This window comes from Pseudoalteromonas luteoviolacea (assembly GCF_021654285.1).
Taxonomy (GTDB): Bacteria; Pseudomonadota; Gammaproteobacteria; order Enterobacterales; family Alteromonadaceae; genus Pseudoalteromonas; species Pseudoalteromonas luteoviolacea_J.
In genome coordinates, this window is the sequence record NZ_JAKFZS010000024.1 from 22,513 (window position 1) to 38,630 (window position 16,118).

The following is a 16,118-nucleotide window of genomic DNA, read 5'->3' on the forward strand; positions in this document are numbered from 1 at the left end:
TTATAGGTAATTGTCTACCGCGGCCTGACCGAAACCGATAAGCTGATCATCTTTAAACACCAGTGGCGTGCACTCATCTTTGGTAATTTGACCATCAGAGTGCTTTCTGTTGGTGGCGAAATAAAGCACTTGATAAGTGTGACCATCTTTAGAAACAGCTTCATTAAAGTCAGGTGTACCAAATTTACCGGTGACTGCTTGGTAACTTGTGCCTAGTTCAAGTTTACTGATCTTTACTCTGTTTTCTTTGTGCGTGCTATTCCAGGCGCTGTGGTGGCGTGCTTCACCATCAGAAACAGCAACGATACAGCCAGATAATAAAGTTGTGCTCAAAAGCGCAGTAGCGACAAGTAGTTTTTTCATTTTGTTATCCTCATGACCTGATGTGTGACCCATCATCAAGCTCTTTATTCTTTACTTAGCTTAGAGGTTGCAATTGCTTTGCCAGAATTTTTTGTTTAATAAAAACAATGGTTTGCGGGTTTTTGATGTTTCGGGTTGTGTTAGTTTTCACTAATAAATAACAATAATGAACAATATGTAGTGAATAAAGCCACTTGAATATGAAGTGGCTTTATTTGCAGGAAAGGTGTGAGATTACACGACGCGGTTGTGCTGGCCACCGTCTAAGAAACTGGTGATGTTGTCTGCAATACCCTGTATTAGGCGCGTAATAGACTCATGGCTGGCCCAGGCTGTATGCGGGGTAAGCATGAGGTTATCACCTTGGTATGTGATCAGCGGATTATCTGTGGTTGCTGGTTCAATGGACAGTACATCGACGCCAGCGGCAGCAATTTGGTTTGCTGCAAGCGCGTCTGCAAGGGCTTGCTCATTGACGATACCGCCACGGGCTGTATTAATCAAAATGGCATGTTTAGGCAAAAGGGCGAGCGTCTGTGCATTGAATAAGTTTTCCGTTTGGGGGGTAAGCGGGCAGTGTATCGAGACGATATCGGCTATTTGCATGGCTTCTTCAAACGTTACTCTGCCGCTGCGTGTCGCCTTGCTGTTTGGGCGTTCAGCAATAATGACTTTTGCACCAAACGCCTCTGCGACTTTAGCGGTTGCTTGGCCGAGGTTGCCATAGCCAACAATCACGAAGTTTTTACCTGCAATGTCATTAATGCTGTAGTCTAAGCGACAAAACATCTTGCTGTTTTGCCAAGCGCCTTGCTTGGTATCAGCAGCATATCTATGAATATTACTCATTAAATTACCAAGTAAGGTAAAGGTATGCTGAACTACAGATGGCGTTGAGTATCCTGCTACATTGGTAACCGCAATACCGGCGTCTTTTGCGGCGACCAAGTCAATGTTATTGGTGCCCGTCGCGGCAACGCAAATCAATTTCAAAGCAGGGGCAATGGCAAAATGCGTGGCATTTAATTGTACTTTGTTTGAGATAATGATGTTTGCTTGCTGGATACGGCTGTCAACTTCACTTGGCTGGGTATATTCATAGGTAGTCACTGTACCAAAAGCGTGCAGTGGAGAAAGATCGACACCTGCCAAAGTAGCAGCATCCAAAACAACAATGTTCATATTTTTATCTCGTTATTGACTTTGGAGTAAACTCCAAGGTTTATACTCTGTATTAGTGATGAATTTGACGAAACGGTGATGTTGGATTTTAGGCCTTTTTTGAACAAGGCGGATTAAAGATCTCTACTTTACAGCACCATTTGCAGAGTTCATTTGTGTATGTTCAGCAAATTGCAAACACCAGTGTATCACTTTTAGCGCTTAAATTTTATTAAATATGGCGATGAATACAGGTGGGATAAAACCGGTTTGCTGGTTGGTTTTAATACTTAGTTGGAAAGCAATGACGATGTTTCGAATAGGACAATTAGCTAAGCTCTTGGGCGTGTCGACTGACACGTTAAGATATTATGAGCAGCAAGGATTATTGACTGCCAGTGAAAGAAGTGCAGCTGGTTATCGTCTATATGATAAGCAAGCTGTCGATAGAATGCGCTTTATAGTGCGCGCCAAGGAAGTTGGATTCAATCTTAAGGATATTCATGAATTACTGAGTATTAAAATTGAAAAGCAAATGCACAGCTGCGAAGAGGTAAAAACACTTACATTACAAAAGCGCGATTGGGTAAGAGAAAAGATTGCACAATTGAGTATGTTTGAGCGCTCATTAACGTTATTGGCAAGCCAATGTTGTGGTGGCGATGAACCTGCAAATACGTGCTCAATTTTGACCGCATTGGAGGATTTAGATGACATTCATCAGTAATTTTTGGCAGTTATTTGTGATTTCTGCACCTTGGCTCATGCTAGGGTTATTGTTGGCTGGGCTGTTAAATGTATTTATTCCGAAAGACTTTTTACAGCGTCATCTAGGTAAAGAAGGGCTTTGGACCACAATTAAAGCGGCGCTTATTGGCGCGCCGATGCCGCTGTGCTCTTGTGGTGTCATTCCGGCTGCCATTGGACTAAGGCGTGCGGGGGGATCTAAAAGTGCAACTACTGCATTTTTGGTATCAACACCAGAAACGGGTGTGGATTCAATTTCAGTGTCTTATGCGTTACTTGGGCCATTTATGGCGATTATCAGGCCCATTGCCGCGGTAACCAGTGCCATTACTGCTGGGGTGCTAGTTGGTCGAGATGCTCAAGATGGTCAAGATGAAGCCGGTAAAGAGGCATCAGAAAGCCCTTCTGCCAATCAATCTAGTTGCTGTGCTAAAGCGTCTCAAGTAGCTGCCTCGTCATGTGCGTCTCAGCCTAAAAATTTGGATGAGGATGATAATAAGGCCTCTTGCTGTGCTGAAGAGCCTCAAGTAGCCGCTTCTTCATGTGCGACACAACCTAAGAGTTTAGGTGAGGATGTAAATAAGACTTCTTGCTGCGCTAAAGAACCTCAAGTAGCGGCTTTTTCATGTGCGACACAACCTAAGAGTTTAGGTGAGGATGTAAATAAGACTTCTTGCTGCGCTAAAGAGCTTCAAGTAGCGGCTTCTTCATGTGCGACACAACCTGAGAGTTTAGATGAGAGTGAGAATAACGCTTCTTGCTGTAGTAAAGAGCCTGTCGTTGCGCCAAAACTTGAACGTGAACCAGTAAGTTGCTGTGCATCTGAGAATAAAAAATTCGAGCCAGAAGTGAGCACTTGCTGTTCTTCCAAAGCTAAGCGTGAAAACAGTTTGCTGAGTCAACTTTGGCAAGCAGTAAAATTTAGTTGTAACAAGCTGTTATCTGATACTATGGTTTGGCTTTTAATTGGTATATTCTTCGCAGCATTAGTCCAAACATTTGTGCCCACCGCATTTTTAGCACAGTGGGGAGATGGCATTTTAGCCATGATAGTGGTTATTTTGATCAGCATTCCCATGTACATTTGTGCCACGGCATCGACGCCCATCGCCGCAGGTTTACTGTTGGCAGGGGTGTCTCCTGGTGCTGTGTTGGTGTTTATGCTGGCAGGTCCGGCAACCAATGTCGCTACCATAGGTGTTGTTGCAAAAGAGCTTGGGCGCCGCGCTGTTGTTGCCTATATCACGGCTGTCATTGGCGTCGCGATTGTGTTTGGATTTTTAACGGATTACCTAGTCTCTCACTTTGGCTTTGAAGTGTCAGCTATGGCAGGACATGAACATCAACTGCTTCCTAGCTGGATGAGCCAGCTTATGGCGCTTGTGTTGGTGATGCTTATGTTACGCTTGTTTGCAATAGATGTTATGAAACGCCGGGCCGCTTAGTGTGGTCAGACTTGATATTCTTAGCATCCGAATAAAGAGCGAGATAGAATGAGCCGTTTTTTTGTCATACGCCCAGATCAGTAAGAGTAATTTAGTGGATAAATACGCAGATATCAGACCATATAATGATGATGAAGTGCCCGCAGCCCTAGCGAGGTTATTGGCCGATGAGCAATTTTTAGATGTGATTGCCGAGCATAACTTACCAAAGTGGCTTGCAGCCTTTTCTGCGATTAGCAGACCTTTGGTGAAGGCAAAACTAAAGTCTAAATGGAAGACGGTTAATAATGTTGACGCTGTACAAAATGAGGTGGCGCAGTACTTATCTATGTTGGTTGAGCGTACCACGTCAAAAGTAACCTATTCGGGACTCGACCGTTTAGATAAAGACGCTGCGTATTTATTTATCTCAAATCACCGAGATATTGTACTCGACCCAGCATTGGTAAATTGGGGATTGCACCAGAATAATTTGCCGACAGTGCGTATCGCGATTGGCGATAACTTGTTGCAAGTACCCTATATCACTGAGCTGATGCGTTTAAACAAGAGTTTCATTGTTAAACGTTCAGCAAAAGCGCCAAAAGAAATGCTCAAAGCGCTATCTCAGTTGTCTGGTTATATCTATGATTCATTGCAATCAGGTAATTCTATTTGGATTGCGCAAAAAGAAGGCCGTGCCAAAGATGGCATTGATTATACCGATCCTGCCTTGCTGAAAATGTTGCAGTTGCAAGGGCGACGTTTGAAAGAGCCATTTGCTGATTATGTGCGCAAACTTAAAGTGGTACCTGTTTCTATCTCTTATCAATATGAGCCATGTGCGTTAGCTAAAGCCAAGGAGCTTTACCATAAACAGCAATTTGGTGAATATCAAAAGGAAGAAGGCGAAGACATCAAGAGCATCATTGATGGCTTTAGTGCAGACAAAGGAAACGTGCACGTTGCATTTGGTACGCCGATTGAGGATGATTTTGACACCCCTGAGGAGCTGGCGCAGATCATCGATAAGCAAATTATTGATAATTACTATCTGCATTCAAGCAATTATTTAGCGGCGGGCGATAAAACAAACAGCAGCAGTGAAGAAACAGCGCGCTTTAATCAAAGTATTGAAACGCTGCCAAATGAACTAAAAGAGTTTGTTTTGTCTATGTATGCGCAGCCTGTGAAGCGAAAATCGACAATATAAACGATAGCTAAATACGACTGATAAGCCCATGGGACTATGTTCTGTGGGTTTTTTATTTTTCTAACTGCGGTAACGCAAAGGAATAAGTGGGCGGTTCGATAGGTATGAAAGGTGTCCCCGGCTGCGTGGATGCGGATATAAGTCCTTGAACCCTAAGGTTCAAGGCGGAAGGCAACAACCCACCGTAGGCTTCTCGGTACATGCCAAGCTTGCGCAAAAGTGGATAAACTGCATTCCTAAAAAAAGTTTATCGGCTCAGGGACATAATCCACGGTCCAGCGAGCTAGGGAACACCTTCAGTATATAAGACAACATCGAATGCTTAAACCTTAAAATGAAAAAATCTTACTTATTTGCTGGCTAATTCACCTGCTGAGTATTGTCTGTGCAGCTTTTGCTTTTTTTCCATACACAGCAGATATCCACTTTATAAATTGAGTAAACCAATACGGTATTTTAGCCCAGCCAAAGACGGGTTTTTTCCAGCAGAATAAGACAATGCATTGTAGTTGCTATACTTCGAGTGGTAGCATTAACCTTATCAAGTGAATGAGAATTAAGCCTTATGATCGAATTAAAAGATTACCAACAAGCCCAGTTATTACTCGAAAAACACGGCATCTTTGTCGCACCAGCAGAAGTGCATGGCACCATCAGCGGTATTTTAGCCTGTGGATTGAGTATTGATGACAAAGAATACCTAGGTTTACTCAGCGATGTATTCAACGATGGCCAAGCATTTGGCGTTGAACTTAAAGACTTTTTAGCTGAGTTATACAAGCTTGTGGTAGAGCGCTTTAACGATCCTGAACACACCTTTGAAGTGTACTTACCCAATGATGATGAAGCACTTATCGACCAAGCCAATGCCTTAGTATCTTGGGTATCTGGGTTTTTACTTGGATTTGGCTTAAAGCAAAAAGATTACGGCAAGCTGTCAGCTGATGTAAAAGAAGTGATCAGCGACTTCAGCGAGATCACTCGCCTTGATACGCATTTCGATGATACAGAGGAAGACCAACAAGCGTTCCACGAAGTGGTCGAGTATATTCGAGTTTCTGCGCTATTATGCTTTGCGGAGATGGGCCGAGAGCAAGGAAATGGCGCGACATCAAAAACAGTGCATTAATTATGATAAAAAATGAAGAGTTTGTAGCACGTCGCGCGCGACTGCTAAACAACCTGGATAATAACTCAGTTGCCATTATTCCGGCGGCGGCTGAAATTACACGTAGTCGTGATACCGAGTTTCCATTTCGCCAAGACAGTGATTTCTTTTACCTAACCGGCTTTAAAGAGCCGGATGCGGTACTTGTGCTGAGCAAAGACAAAGCAGGTAAGGGGCTGAGCGCCTTGTTTTGTCGTAACAAAGATAAGTTGGCTGAAATTTGGCACGGCAGGCGCGTTGGCTTTGAGCAAGCGAAAACCTTGTTTGCCATGGATGACACCCATGCACTGACAGAGCTTGATGATGAACTGTTAAGTTTAGTGAATGGCACCGCGACACTGTATTTTGGCCAAGGCACTTATCCAGATTTTGATGATAAAGTGTGGCGATTACTGAGCACGCTGCGCGGCGCACCTAAAAAAGGTTACAGAGCCCCAGAGACCATTAAAGATATTCGTCCGCTCGTACATGAAATGCGTCTGTTTAAATCCGCAGACGAAATCGCTGTAATGCGCAAAGCCGCAAAGATCAGTGCACAAGCGCATATTCGCGCGATGCAGTTTGCCAAGGCGGATGCCACTGAGTATCAATTAGAAGCTGAAATTCATCACCACTACGCGATGAATGGAGCGAGATACCCAGCGTATGGCACCATTGTTGGCTCAGGCAATAACGCCAACATATTACACTACACTGAAAACAGTGATGTATTAACGCAGGGCGATTTGATCTTGATCGACTCAGGCTGTGAATTGGAAGGGTATGCTGCGGACATTACACGTACTTTTCCTGTCAGCGGGCAGTTTAGTGAAGCACAGACAGAGATTTATAATCTGGTATTAAAATCACAGTTGGCTGCATTTGAAGAAGTGAAGCCCGGCGGCACGCTGGTCAAAGCCAATAAGCAGGTTGTGCGTGTATTAACAGAAGGCTTAATTGAGCTTGGCATTCTCTCTGGCACCTTAGAAGAGCTAATAGAAACACAAGCGTGCAAGGCGTTTTATATGCACGGAGTGGGCCACTGGCTTGGTTTAGACGTACATGATGTTGGTGAATATAAACTGGATGAGGCAGACAGACCGTTTGAAGCGGGCATGGTATTGACCATAGAGCCGGGTTTATATTTTGACGAAGATGCTGAAGTACCAGAAAAATACAAAGGCATTGGTGTGCGCATTGAGGATGATTTACTGATCACTCAAGATGGCCATGAAAACTTAACGGTTGATGTGCCAAAATCTATCGCTGAGATTGAAGCACTGATGCACAAAGCCTAACTGCAAGATTTGGGAGTATCAGGCTTGCAACAATTCGACGTCCTTATCGTCGGCGGCGGCATGGCGGGTGCCACTGCTGCCGTCAGTATTAAAAAACAAATTCCCGATTGCCGTATTGCGGTGGTAGAAGCGTTCGCTCCGAAAGCTAACAGCCACCCTAGTTTTGACGATCGCAGTATCGCTTTGGCTGAGCAATCTGTTGATTACCTGAGCAAACTGAATCTATTCAATAAAACATGGTCATTCGCTGAGCGGATCTCGCAGGTCAACGTGTCTGATAGAGGGCACTTTGGAAAAGCCTCCATCACACCTGAGGAATATCAAGTTGATGCGCTTGGCTATGTGGTTGAGGTAAATCCATATGGTCAGTTTTTACATCAGCAATTACAAAGCCAAGATATCACCTTGTTTTGTCCTGCAAAGGTCAAAGCTGTCACGCAGCACACCGAGTATGTTGAAGTTGAACTCGATGCGGAGCAATCACCTGTTTTACAAGCAAGGCTCTTGGTAATAGCAGATGGCGCGCACTCGCCTACTCGAGGATTGTTAAATCTAGAGTTTGATAGTTTTCCCTATGAGCAAGGGGCGTTAATTGCCAATGTGAAAGTGTCACCGGGTCATCAGGGGAAAGCGTTTGAGCGTTTTACATCGCAAGGGCCCATCGCACTGTTACCCATGAGTGACGAGCGCTTTTCTGTTGCCTGGTGTATGAACAAAGATGCCTTGGAAGAGGTGCTCGCACTTGATGACAGCGCCTTCTTAGCACGATTACAGCAAGAATTTGGTTACCGAGGTGGGTTGTTTGAAGCCGTTGGTAAGCGCAGTCGCTATCCATTGGTGCATGGGCGGATCTCTAGTGTTGTGCACCACCGCGTGGTGGTCATCGGTAATGCCGCGCACGCCATTCACCCCATTGCGGGGCAAGGTTTTAACTTGGGTATGCGCGATATTCAATGTTTAGTATCGCAACTACAATCCTCGGACATTGCAACCTGGGGCGGTCATGCATTTACGCAGGCGTATAAGGTCGCCAGAGATAGCGATATTGGTCGAGTGATGACACTCACTGACGCTCTGGTACGACTCTTTTCTAATGAATCCCGCAGCGTGGCGTTTGGACGCAGCTGTGGCCTGATGATGATCAGTCTCTTCCCTAATTTAAAAGCACCATTGGCCAGACAGCTAATGGGTCGAGTGCAATAAAAGGAGCTCTCATGCAGCAAGTGCAAGTATGTATTGTTGGCGGTGGCTGTGTCGGTTTAACGTTGGCTCTTGGACTAGCACAGCAAGATGTGTCGGTCATGGTGTTAGATGCGGGCAGTGCACCTAAGCCATTGGCTGAGGACTACAGCATGCGTGTCAGTGCAATTAGTTTGGCCAGTCAGCAGCTATTTGAATCGCTAGATGTATGGCAGGACATTTTTGCCAGTCGCGCTACACCTTATACCGCGATGGACGTCAGAGATGCAGATAGCTTTGGTAAAATCGCCTTTGACGCGCAGTCTTTGCAGCTACCACAACTAGGTCACATTATCGAAAACGATGGGATCCGCTATGCGCTCTACAATAAATTGCAGGCTTTTGACAATGTCACTTTGGCATTTGAAAGCCGTTATCAAGCCATTCATCAAACCGAAACGGATGTGTTGATCACGTTGGACTCAGGCATGCCCGTGATGAGTAAACTGCTGGTGGCAGCAGATGGCGCGAATTCAGGTGTACGCAAATTATTTGATATGCCGCTGAGCTTTTGGGATTACGATCACCATGCCATTGTGGCGACAGTAAAAACAGATTGCACACATCTGCACACCGCCCGTCAGGTCTTTTTACCTACTGGCCCATTGGCGTTTTTACCACTGGCTGAAGAAAATATGCATTCTATCGTATGGTCTACGTCTCCTGAGCATGCTGAGCAGTTAATGGCGCAAAGTCCTAGTGAGTTCAATAAGTCATTATCTACGGCCATTGATATGCAATGTGGCTTGTGTGAAGTGCAAAGTGAGCGAGCGGTATTTCCATTGACCATGCGTTATGCCCAGCAGTGGCTCAAAGGTCGCGTGGTGTTAATGGGCGACGCTGCGCACACCATTCACCCACTGGCAGGGCTTGGCATGAATTTAGGCCTAAAGGATGCGGCGCATCTGATCACAGCTCTGGGTGAGCAAAGCCAAGAATTCGCCGCGCATAAAGTGCTGCGAGAATATGAGCGAGCGCGCAAGCTTGATGCGCAAAAACACATCGCGATGATGCAGGGCCTAAAAGATTTATTTGAAGGTGCCCATCCGGCTAAAAAGCTGATCCGCGGCTTAGGATTGAGCTTAGTAGATAATCTAGGCCCAATTAAAAGCTTGTTTGTAAAGCAAGCAGTCGGGCAATAGCGCTACGCCAAACGCAGCGCGATAAACTCAGCGAGTTTGTTCACCGCATGGGCAGACTCCTGAGTATTCTTGATTAAACTGATCCCAATCTCCCCAAGTTTCGGCAGCTCTGGCGTATGCTGCTGATAGGTCAGCTCTGCGGGCACAGTGTTTTTGGCCAGTACCGTGATCCCTAAGCCTTCTTTAAGCGCAGCGGTTAAACCGGTTAAATCGGCATTGCTGTAGACGATGCGAAAAGAACGCCCGCTTTGCTGTAGTGCTTCAATGGCACGGCGACGATAAATACAGCCCTCCGGTGCAGCCACTAACGTGATGACTTCTTTTTTTGCGAGGCTTAAGTCACCGACCCAGACCAGTTGGTCACGCATAAAGATTGGGTGACTGACAGACTCAAGCTCTTCGTTGAGTGCCAATACCAAGTCAAATTGATCTTGTCTTGATACCGAAAGTAAATGCTTACTTAGTCTTGATTTCACTTCTAACGCTACATCAGGGTAAAGAGAGACAAAGTCACCAATAATGGCGGGCAGAATGCGTGCGGCAAACTCACTGGGGATCCCAAGACGTACACGTCCTGTGACACTCTCAGAAGTAAATTGCTGTAAAATAGCATCATTGTATTGCAGCATTTGTTTGGCTTGGGGCAGTAGTAGCTCGCCATATTGATTAAGCACTTGGCGCTGACCCTGCTTTTTAAACAGCTTACAGCCAAGCAAATCTTCTAAGCGGCGGATCTGTAAACTCACAGCGGGTTGCGATAAGCCCAGTAGTTCGCCTGCTTTTGCAAAACCTCCGACCTCTACAACCGTGACGAGTGTCCGTAGGCCATCAATTGATAAGTTCTTCATATTTAAAAAAGCTATTTATAAAAGTCGAATACATTAATATTATTTATCAATTGATAAATAATTACAATTTGTTGTTGCCATTCACCCCCCCTATACTTTTGCCTATCTTCATTTCACTAAGGTGGTTGTATGACGTTTTCTCCAATAATTTTTGCCAAGCATCGTCAAGGGACGGTACCTGCTGAAAATGCCTACAGTGCATTGGCCGGTCAGGTGGTATTGGATTTTAGTGGCTTTGAAACAACTCCTTTTCTTAATCAAGAGCTTGGCATTAACTTAAACAAGTTAATTGCGCCGGGTTTAGGCATTCAAGGGTCGTTTGCAAATGGCCATCGTTATGCTGTTTATTACTTTAGTGAAACCGCTTATCGCTTCATTTTGGACCAAGACGCAGCACATACATTGCAAGCGCTGGTTGACCAACATGAGCAGGATTATGACATCGAATTGATGCGCCGTGATGATTTGGCCATTGCACAACTCAGTGGTGCGGCAGCATTTGAATCATTGTTAACCCATTTTTCGCTCACACCGGGCTTAGGTATTTCTGATCTGCAGGCTTGCTATGGCAAGCAAAGTGGCGATGTCTTTATCACCACACTATTGCAAGACGGTGTGCAGCAGCATCAACTCATCGCGCAGCCAGAGCCACTATCACTGTGGCAAAAGAAGTTAAGCGATGCAGGTTTTTGCATTAACTAATTCCGTGCATTTGAGCTGATTATCAGCTCATGATTAACCCCATCGAGACTATGTGCTCGATTATATGTGAGCAACTTAACTTGCTTACATAAACCAAAAAAGTGAAGGACAAGTATGACTTCTAAAACAGTACTACATGCTAAGCACCTAGAAGCTGGCGCTAAAATGGTTGATTTCCACGGTTGGGAAATGCCAATCAACTATGGCTCACAAATCGAAGAGCACCACGCAGTGCGTCAAGATGCAGGTATGTTCGACGTATCTCACATGACCATTGTTGATGTAAAAGGTGCTGACGCACAGGCGTTTTTACGCAAGCTAGTGGCAAACGATGTTGCTAAGCTAACAGTTGCAGGTAAAGCGCTTTACACAGGCATGTTGAATGAGCAAGGCGGCGTAATTGACGACCTTATCATCTACTTCTTCACAGAAACAGATTATCGTTTAGTTGTTAACTCAGCAACGCGTGAAAAAGACCTTGCGCACATCGGCGCAGTCGCGGCTGACTTTGACGTGACAGTGACTGAGCGTCCAGAGTACGCGATGATTGCCGTTCAAGGTCCAAGTGCAAAAGAAAAAACAGCAACTATCTTAAACGACGAGCAGCGTGCTGCGGTTGAAGGTATGAAGCCATTCTTTGGTGCGCAAGCTGGAAAACTATTTATTGCAACAACAGGTTACACTGGCGAAGCTGGCTACGAGATTGTTGTGCATAACGACGATGCTGCTGAGCTTTGGCAGCAACTGCTAGACGCGGGCGTGCGTCCGGCTGGCTTAGGTGCACGTGATACGCTACGTTTAGAAGCAGGCATGAACTTGTACGGCTCTGATATGGATGAAACTGTATCTCCACTGGCTGCTAACATGGCTTGGACCATTGCTTGGGAACCAGAAGATCGTGATTTCATCGGTCGTAAAGTGGTTGAGCAACAACGTGCTGACAAGAGCACTGATAAGCTAGTTGGCTTGGTGCTTGAGAGCAAAGGCGTTTTACGCGGTGGCTCTAAAGTTATCGTAGAAGGTGGCGAAGGTGTTATCACTTCTGGTACATTCTCTCCGACTTTAGGTTTCAGCGTAGCATTGGCACGTGTACCTCGTTCAACTGGGGAAACGGCACAAGTTGAAATGCGCAAAAAGCTGGTAGACGTTAAAGTAGTGAAGCCTTGCTTCGTACGCAACGGTAAGTCAGTGATCTAAAATCATTGTAACGAGTAGAATAATGGGCGGTTGCCCAATTAAAACGACCAAAGGAACAAAAAATGAGCAACATTCCTAGCGAGTTAAAATACGCATCTTCACACGAATGGGTTCGCGCTGAAGGCGACGGTGTATTCACTGTAGGTATCACTGAGCATGCACAAGAACTTCTAGGCGACATGGTATTTGTTGACCTACCTGATGTGGATGACGAAGTAGATGCTGGCGAAGACTGTGCAGTTGCTGAGTCTGTAAAAGCGGCTTCTGATATCTACGCACCAATCACTGGTACTATCGTTGAAATCAACGAAGAGCTAGAAGACTCTCCTGAGTCTGTAAACAACGACCCATACGGTGACGGTTGGTTATTCAAAGTGAAGGCGTCTGACGAGTCTGAGCTTGAAAACCTACTTGACGCTGAAGGTTATTCAAATTCAATCGACGAAGACTAATTCGTTGAATGACTAAAAGCCCCATTTTTTGGGGCTTTTGTTGTTAAATCAAACCGCTTTGGTTTGGTTTACTCTCAAAGCATTATTTGTGACTGCGTTACCAAGGCCTTTGTCTGGCAACATTGCTAGGCATCAATGCAGGAACACCCATTTTATTTGGATCATAGGAATCTGGACTAATGTCAAACGCCAAATCTCTTGAACAGTTAGAGCAAAAGCAAGACTTTATTCGTCGCCATATCGGCCCGAATGCCGCACAAGTAAGCGAAATGCTTGCTGAGCTTGGAGTATCAAGTGTTGAAGAGCTGATCGGTCAAACGGTACCTGACTCTATTCGTTTAGAAACAGGTCTTAAGATTGGTGAAAGCCGTACAGAAGTTGAAACGCTGAGCTACCTAAAGTCAGTAGCGGGTCAAAACAAAGTATTTAAATCATACATTGGCCAAGGTTATCACCCAACACACGTACCTAATGTTATTTTACGTAACGTGTTAGAAAACCCAGGTTGGTACACAGCGTATACGCCATACCAGCCAGAGATCGCACAGGGGCGTTTGGAGTCTCTTCTTAACTTCCAAACACTAACTATGGATGTCACAGGCCTAGACTTGGCAAGTGCATCTTTGCTTGATGAGTCTACCGCAGCGGCAGAGGCTATGGCCCTAGCTAAGCGTGTAGCAAAAGCGAAAAAAGCAAATACATTCTTCATTGCAGATGACGTACATACTCAAACAATTGACGTAGTAAGCACTCGTGCTGAACAGTTTGGTTTTGACGTAGTTGTCGCGCCTGCAAGTGATGTGGTAAATCACGAGATCTTCGGTGCACTATTCCAGTACCCGTCAACATCAGGTGAAGTGGTTGACGTCACTGACCTAATCGCACAAGTACAAGACAAAAAAGCGATTGCCTGTGTTGCCGCAGACATCATGAGCTTAATGCTATTGAAAGCACCGGGTAAACTAGGTGCAGACGTGGTACTTGGTTCGGCACAGCGCTTTGGTGTACCTATGGGTTACGGTGGTCCACACGCAGCCTTCTTCGCAACACGCGACAAGTACAAGCGTTCATTACCTGGTCGTATCATTGGTGTATCTAAAGACCGTTTAGGTAACGATGCACTGCGTATGGCGATGCAGACGCGTGAGCAGCACATCCGTCGTGAAAAAGCGAACTCAAACATTTGTACAGCGCAGGTATTGCTAGCTAACATGGCTGCATTCTACGCGGTGTACCACGGTCCTCAAGGTCTTAAAACTATTGCACAGCGCATCAACCGCTTTGCAAGCATCTTGGCGACTGGCCTTAAGTCAAAAGGCGTTGCACTGAAGCACGACACTTGGTTTGATACCATCACGGTTGTGGCTGAAGACGCAGACAAAAACGCGGTCGTTGCACGTGCTGTTGCAAACGAAGTGAACTTTGCAATTAACCACGCAGGTGAGTACTCAATCGCACTGAATGAGACAACCACACGCGCTGACATCACAGAATTATTCGACATCATCCTTGGCGAAGGCCACGGTCTTGATGTGGCTGCGCTTGACGCAGAGGTTGCGGCAAACGACATCACAGGTATCCCAGCAAGCTTGGTACGTGATGACGAGATCCTAACCCATCCAAACTTTAATGAGTATCACAGCGAAACTGAAATGCTGCGTTACATCAAGCGTTTAGAGAACAAAGATTTAGCATTGAACCACTCAATGATCTCTTTGGGCTCTTGTACTATGAAGCTAAACGCGACAGCGGAGATGATCCCAGTAACTTGGCCTGAATTCGCTGAGCTTCACCCATTCTGTCCACTTGAGCAAGCACAAGGTTATCAAACTATGATGACTGAGCTGCACGACTGGCTTGTAGATATCACAGGCTACGATGCCGTATCACTACAGCCAAACTCAGGTGCACAAGGCGAATACGCGGGTCTTATCGCGATTCGTAAATACCATGAATCACGTGGCGACGCGCACCGTAACGTCTGTTTGATCCCAAGCTCTGCGCACGGTACTAACCCTGCGTCTGCGCAAATGGCAAGCATGAAAGTTGTGGTTGTTGGTTGTGATGATAAAGGTAACATCGACCTTGACGACTTACGCACTAAAGCGGAAGAAGTGTCTGAGAACCTATCTTGTATCATGGTTACTTACCCGTCTACACACGGTGTATACGAAGAGACTATCCGTGAAGTATGTGACATCGTTCACCAGCACGGCGGTCAAGTATACATGGACGGCGCGAACATGAACGCGCAAGTAGGTGTAACAAGCCCAGGCTTCATCGGCTCTGACGTATCGCACTTAAACCTACACAAAACATTCTGTATCCCACACGGTGGTGGCGGTCCTGGTGTTGGTCCTATCGGTGTTAAATCGCACCTTGCACCATTTATGCCTAACCACAGCGTTATCAATGTTGCTGGCACAACAGAAGGTAACGGCGCGGTATCTGCTGCACCTTACGGTTCAGCGGCGATTTTACCTATCTCATGGGCATACATCGCGATGATGGGCAGTGAAGGCCTTAAACAAGCGACTGAAATTGCGATTGTTAATGCGAACTACCTAACGGCAAAACTTGCGGACCACTACCCAGTGCTATATCGCGGCCGTAACGACCGTGTTGCGCACGAGTGTATCGTTGACTTACGTCCACTTAAAGACGCGTCTGGCATCACTGAAATGGATGTAGCTAAGCGTCTTATGGACTACGGTTTCCACGCACCAACAATGTCATTCCCAGTTGCTGGCACACTGATGATTGAGCCGACTGAATCTGAGTCTAAGGTTGAAATCGACCGCTTTATCGAAGCGATGATCTCAATCCGTAAAGAGATTGCAAAGGTTGAGTCTGGTGAGTGGTCTGTTGAGAACAACCCACTTGTATTTGCACCGCACACACAAGCTGATGTGCTAGGTAATGAGTGGGAGCGTGCATATGATCGCTTCTACGCGGCATTCCCTGTACCTGCGGTCGCAAAAGACAAGTTCTGGCCAACGGTAACGCGTATCGATGACGTATACGGTGACCGTAACCTGATCTGTTCATGTCCAGCTGTTGAGACGTATGCAGAGTAATTGATATCTGATTGTCGGGAGAAGTCCTGACATGGATTTTGATTTGAAAACCGCCTTAAGAGATTAAGGCGGTTTTTTTGTGAGTGGGTCTTGGGGTTAGTTGTAATC

At 45.7% G+C, this 16,118-nt stretch carries 14 protein-coding genes and 1 other RNA gene; 11 read left to right on the forward strand and 4 right to left on the reverse strand.

Features of this window, described 5'->3' with window-relative positions; all coding sequences use genetic code 11:
- Nucleotides 1-363 carry a DUF3192 domain-containing protein gene (locus L1077_RS19815; RefSeq protein ID WP_237138645.1) on the reverse strand — a complete coding sequence of 121 codons (363 nt, stop codon included), beginning with the start codon at nucleotides 361-363 and terminating at the stop codon, nucleotides 1-3.
- A gap of 234 nt (nucleotides 364-597) precedes the next feature.
- Nucleotides 598-1,545 (reverse strand): D-2-hydroxyacid dehydrogenase, encoded by a 948-nt coding sequence (locus tag L1077_RS19820; protein WP_237138646.1) that lies wholly within the window; start codon nucleotides 1,543-1,545, stop codon nucleotides 598-600.
- Nucleotides 1,546-1,834: 289 nt separating this feature from the next.
- Here L1077_RS19820 and zntR point away from each other — a divergent pair, with 289 nt between their 5' ends.
- The 3 genes from zntR to L1077_RS19835 all read left to right on the forward strand — a co-directional run bounded on the left by zntR (nucleotide 1,835) and on the right by L1077_RS19835 (nucleotide 4,908).
- The gene (gene zntR / locus L1077_RS19825; RefSeq protein ID WP_063362582.1) at nucleotides 1,835-2,251 is read left to right on the forward strand and encodes a Zn(2+)-responsive transcriptional regulator; all 417 of its coding nucleotides are present in this window, start codon (nucleotides 1,835-1,837) and stop codon (nucleotides 2,249-2,251) included.
- Nucleotides 2,235-3,716 carry an SO_0444 family Cu/Zn efflux transporter gene (locus L1077_RS19830; RefSeq protein ID WP_237138647.1) on the forward strand — a complete coding sequence of 494 codons (1,482 nt, stop codon included), beginning with the start codon at nucleotides 2,235-2,237 and terminating at the stop codon, nucleotides 3,714-3,716. Before zntR ends, L1077_RS19830 begins: the two co-directional genes overlap by 17 nt.
- A 94-nt stretch (nucleotides 3,717-3,810) precedes the next feature.
- On the forward strand, nucleotides 3,811-4,908 hold the full coding sequence (locus L1077_RS19835) for a 1-acyl-sn-glycerol-3-phosphate acyltransferase (protein WP_237138648.1): 1,098 nt from the start codon (nucleotides 3,811-3,813) through the stop codon (nucleotides 4,906-4,908).
- 110 nt (nucleotides 4,909-5,018) lie between these two features.
- On the opposite strand, the gene ssrS is transcribed toward L1077_RS19835, so the two are convergent.
- A non-coding RNA gene (gene ssrS, locus L1077_RS19840) (6S RNA) lies at nucleotides 5,019-5,201 on the reverse strand.
- Between the two features lie 272 nt (nucleotides 5,202-5,473).
- Here ssrS and L1077_RS19845 point away from each other — a divergent pair.
- From L1077_RS19845 to L1077_RS19860, 4 genes are read left to right on the forward strand one after another with little or no spacing between them, the layout of a single operon-like run.
- Entirely contained in the window at nucleotides 5,474-6,037 is a 564-nt protein-coding gene (locus tag L1077_RS19845) for a UPF0149 family protein (protein WP_046355896.1), read from the forward strand.
- A gap of 2 nt (nucleotides 6,038-6,039) precedes the next feature.
- On the forward strand, nucleotides 6,040-7,353 hold the full coding sequence (gene pepP / locus L1077_RS19850) for a Xaa-Pro aminopeptidase (protein ID WP_237138649.1): 1,314 nt from the start codon (nucleotides 6,040-6,042) through the stop codon (nucleotides 7,351-7,353).
- Between the two features lie 24 nt (nucleotides 7,354-7,377).
- Nucleotides 7,378-8,556, forward strand: coding sequence for a 2-octaprenyl-6-methoxyphenyl hydroxylase (gene ubiH, locus L1077_RS19855; RefSeq protein WP_237138650.1), 1,179 nt, complete (start codon nucleotides 7,378-7,380; stop codon nucleotides 8,554-8,556).
- 11 nt (nucleotides 8,557-8,567) lie between these two features.
- A complete protein-coding gene (locus tag L1077_RS19860; RefSeq protein ID WP_237138651.1) occupies nucleotides 8,568-9,734 on the forward strand; it encodes an FAD-dependent monooxygenase in 1,167 nt (388 codons plus the stop codon).
- Nucleotides 9,735-9,736: 2 nt separating this feature from the next.
- Here L1077_RS19860 and L1077_RS19865 read toward each other — a convergent pair whose 3' ends face one another.
- Entirely contained in the window at nucleotides 9,737-10,582 is an 846-nt protein-coding gene (locus L1077_RS19865; protein WP_063362521.1) for a LysR family transcriptional regulator, read from the reverse strand.
- 129 nt (nucleotides 10,583-10,711) lie between these two features.
- On the opposite strand from L1077_RS19865, the gene L1077_RS19870 reads away from it, so the two are divergent.
- The 4 genes from L1077_RS19870 (at nucleotide 10,712) to gcvP (ending at nucleotide 16,010) form a co-directional block, all read left to right on the forward strand.
- Entirely contained in the window at nucleotides 10,712-11,284 is a 573-nt protein-coding gene (locus L1077_RS19870) for a hypothetical protein (RefSeq protein WP_063362522.1), read from the forward strand.
- 114 nt (nucleotides 11,285-11,398) lie between these two features.
- Nucleotides 11,399-12,481: a glycine cleavage system aminomethyltransferase GcvT gene (gene gcvT / locus L1077_RS19875; protein WP_237138652.1), complete on the forward strand. Its 1,083-nt coding sequence runs from the start codon at nucleotides 11,399-11,401 to the stop codon at nucleotides 12,479-12,481.
- A 62-nt stretch (nucleotides 12,482-12,543) separates the two neighbouring features.
- On the forward strand, nucleotides 12,544-12,933 hold the full coding sequence (gcvH, locus tag L1077_RS19880; RefSeq protein ID WP_046355903.1) for a glycine cleavage system protein GcvH: 390 nt from the start codon (nucleotides 12,544-12,546) through the stop codon (nucleotides 12,931-12,933).
- Nucleotides 12,934-13,112: 179 nt separating this feature from the next.
- Complete coding sequence (gcvP, locus tag L1077_RS19885; RefSeq protein ID WP_237138653.1) at nucleotides 13,113-16,010, forward strand: aminomethyl-transferring glycine dehydrogenase; 2,898 nt, start codon at nucleotides 13,113-13,115, stop codon at nucleotides 16,008-16,010.
- Nucleotides 16,011-16,118 lie beyond the last annotated feature (108 nt).

What these genes read in the sequence shown, in the direction of transcription:
- L1077_RS19815 (WP_237138645.1), bottom strand. Translation starts at nt 363, where the DNA reads ATGAAAAAACTACTTGTCGCTACTGCGCTTTTGAGCACAACTTTATTA.
- L1077_RS19820 (WP_237138646.1), bottom strand. Translation starts at nt 1,545, where the DNA reads ATGAACATTGTTGTTTTGGATGCTGCTACTTTGGCAGGTGTCGATCTT.
- zntR (WP_063362582.1), top strand. Translation starts at nt 1,835, where the DNA reads ATGTTTCGAATAGGACAATTAGCTAAGCTCTTGGGCGTGTCGACTGAC.
- L1077_RS19830 (WP_237138647.1), top strand. Translation starts at nt 2,235, where the DNA reads ATGACATTCATCAGTAATTTTTGGCAGTTATTTGTGATTTCTGCACCT.
- L1077_RS19845 (WP_046355896.1), top strand. Translation starts at nt 5,474, where the DNA reads ATGATCGAATTAAAAGATTACCAACAAGCCCAGTTATTACTCGAAAAA.
- pepP (WP_237138649.1), top strand. Translation starts at nt 6,040, where the DNA reads ATGATAAAAAATGAAGAGTTTGTAGCACGTCGCGCGCGACTGCTAAAC.
- L1077_RS19860 (WP_237138651.1), top strand. Translation starts at nt 8,568, where the DNA reads ATGCAGCAAGTGCAAGTATGTATTGTTGGCGGTGGCTGTGTCGGTTTA.
- L1077_RS19865 (WP_063362521.1), bottom strand. Translation starts at nt 10,582, where the DNA reads ATGAAGAACTTATCAATTGATGGCCTACGGACACTCGTCACGGTTGTA.
- L1077_RS19870 (WP_063362522.1), top strand. Translation starts at nt 10,712, where the DNA reads ATGACGTTTTCTCCAATAATTTTTGCCAAGCATCGTCAAGGGACGGTA.
- gcvT (WP_237138652.1), top strand. Translation starts at nt 11,399, where the DNA reads ATGACTTCTAAAACAGTACTACATGCTAAGCACCTAGAAGCTGGCGCT.
- gcvH (WP_046355903.1), top strand. Translation starts at nt 12,544, where the DNA reads ATGAGCAACATTCCTAGCGAGTTAAAATACGCATCTTCACACGAATGG.
- gcvP (WP_237138653.1), top strand. Translation starts at nt 13,113, where the DNA reads ATGTCAAACGCCAAATCTCTTGAACAGTTAGAGCAAAAGCAAGACTTT.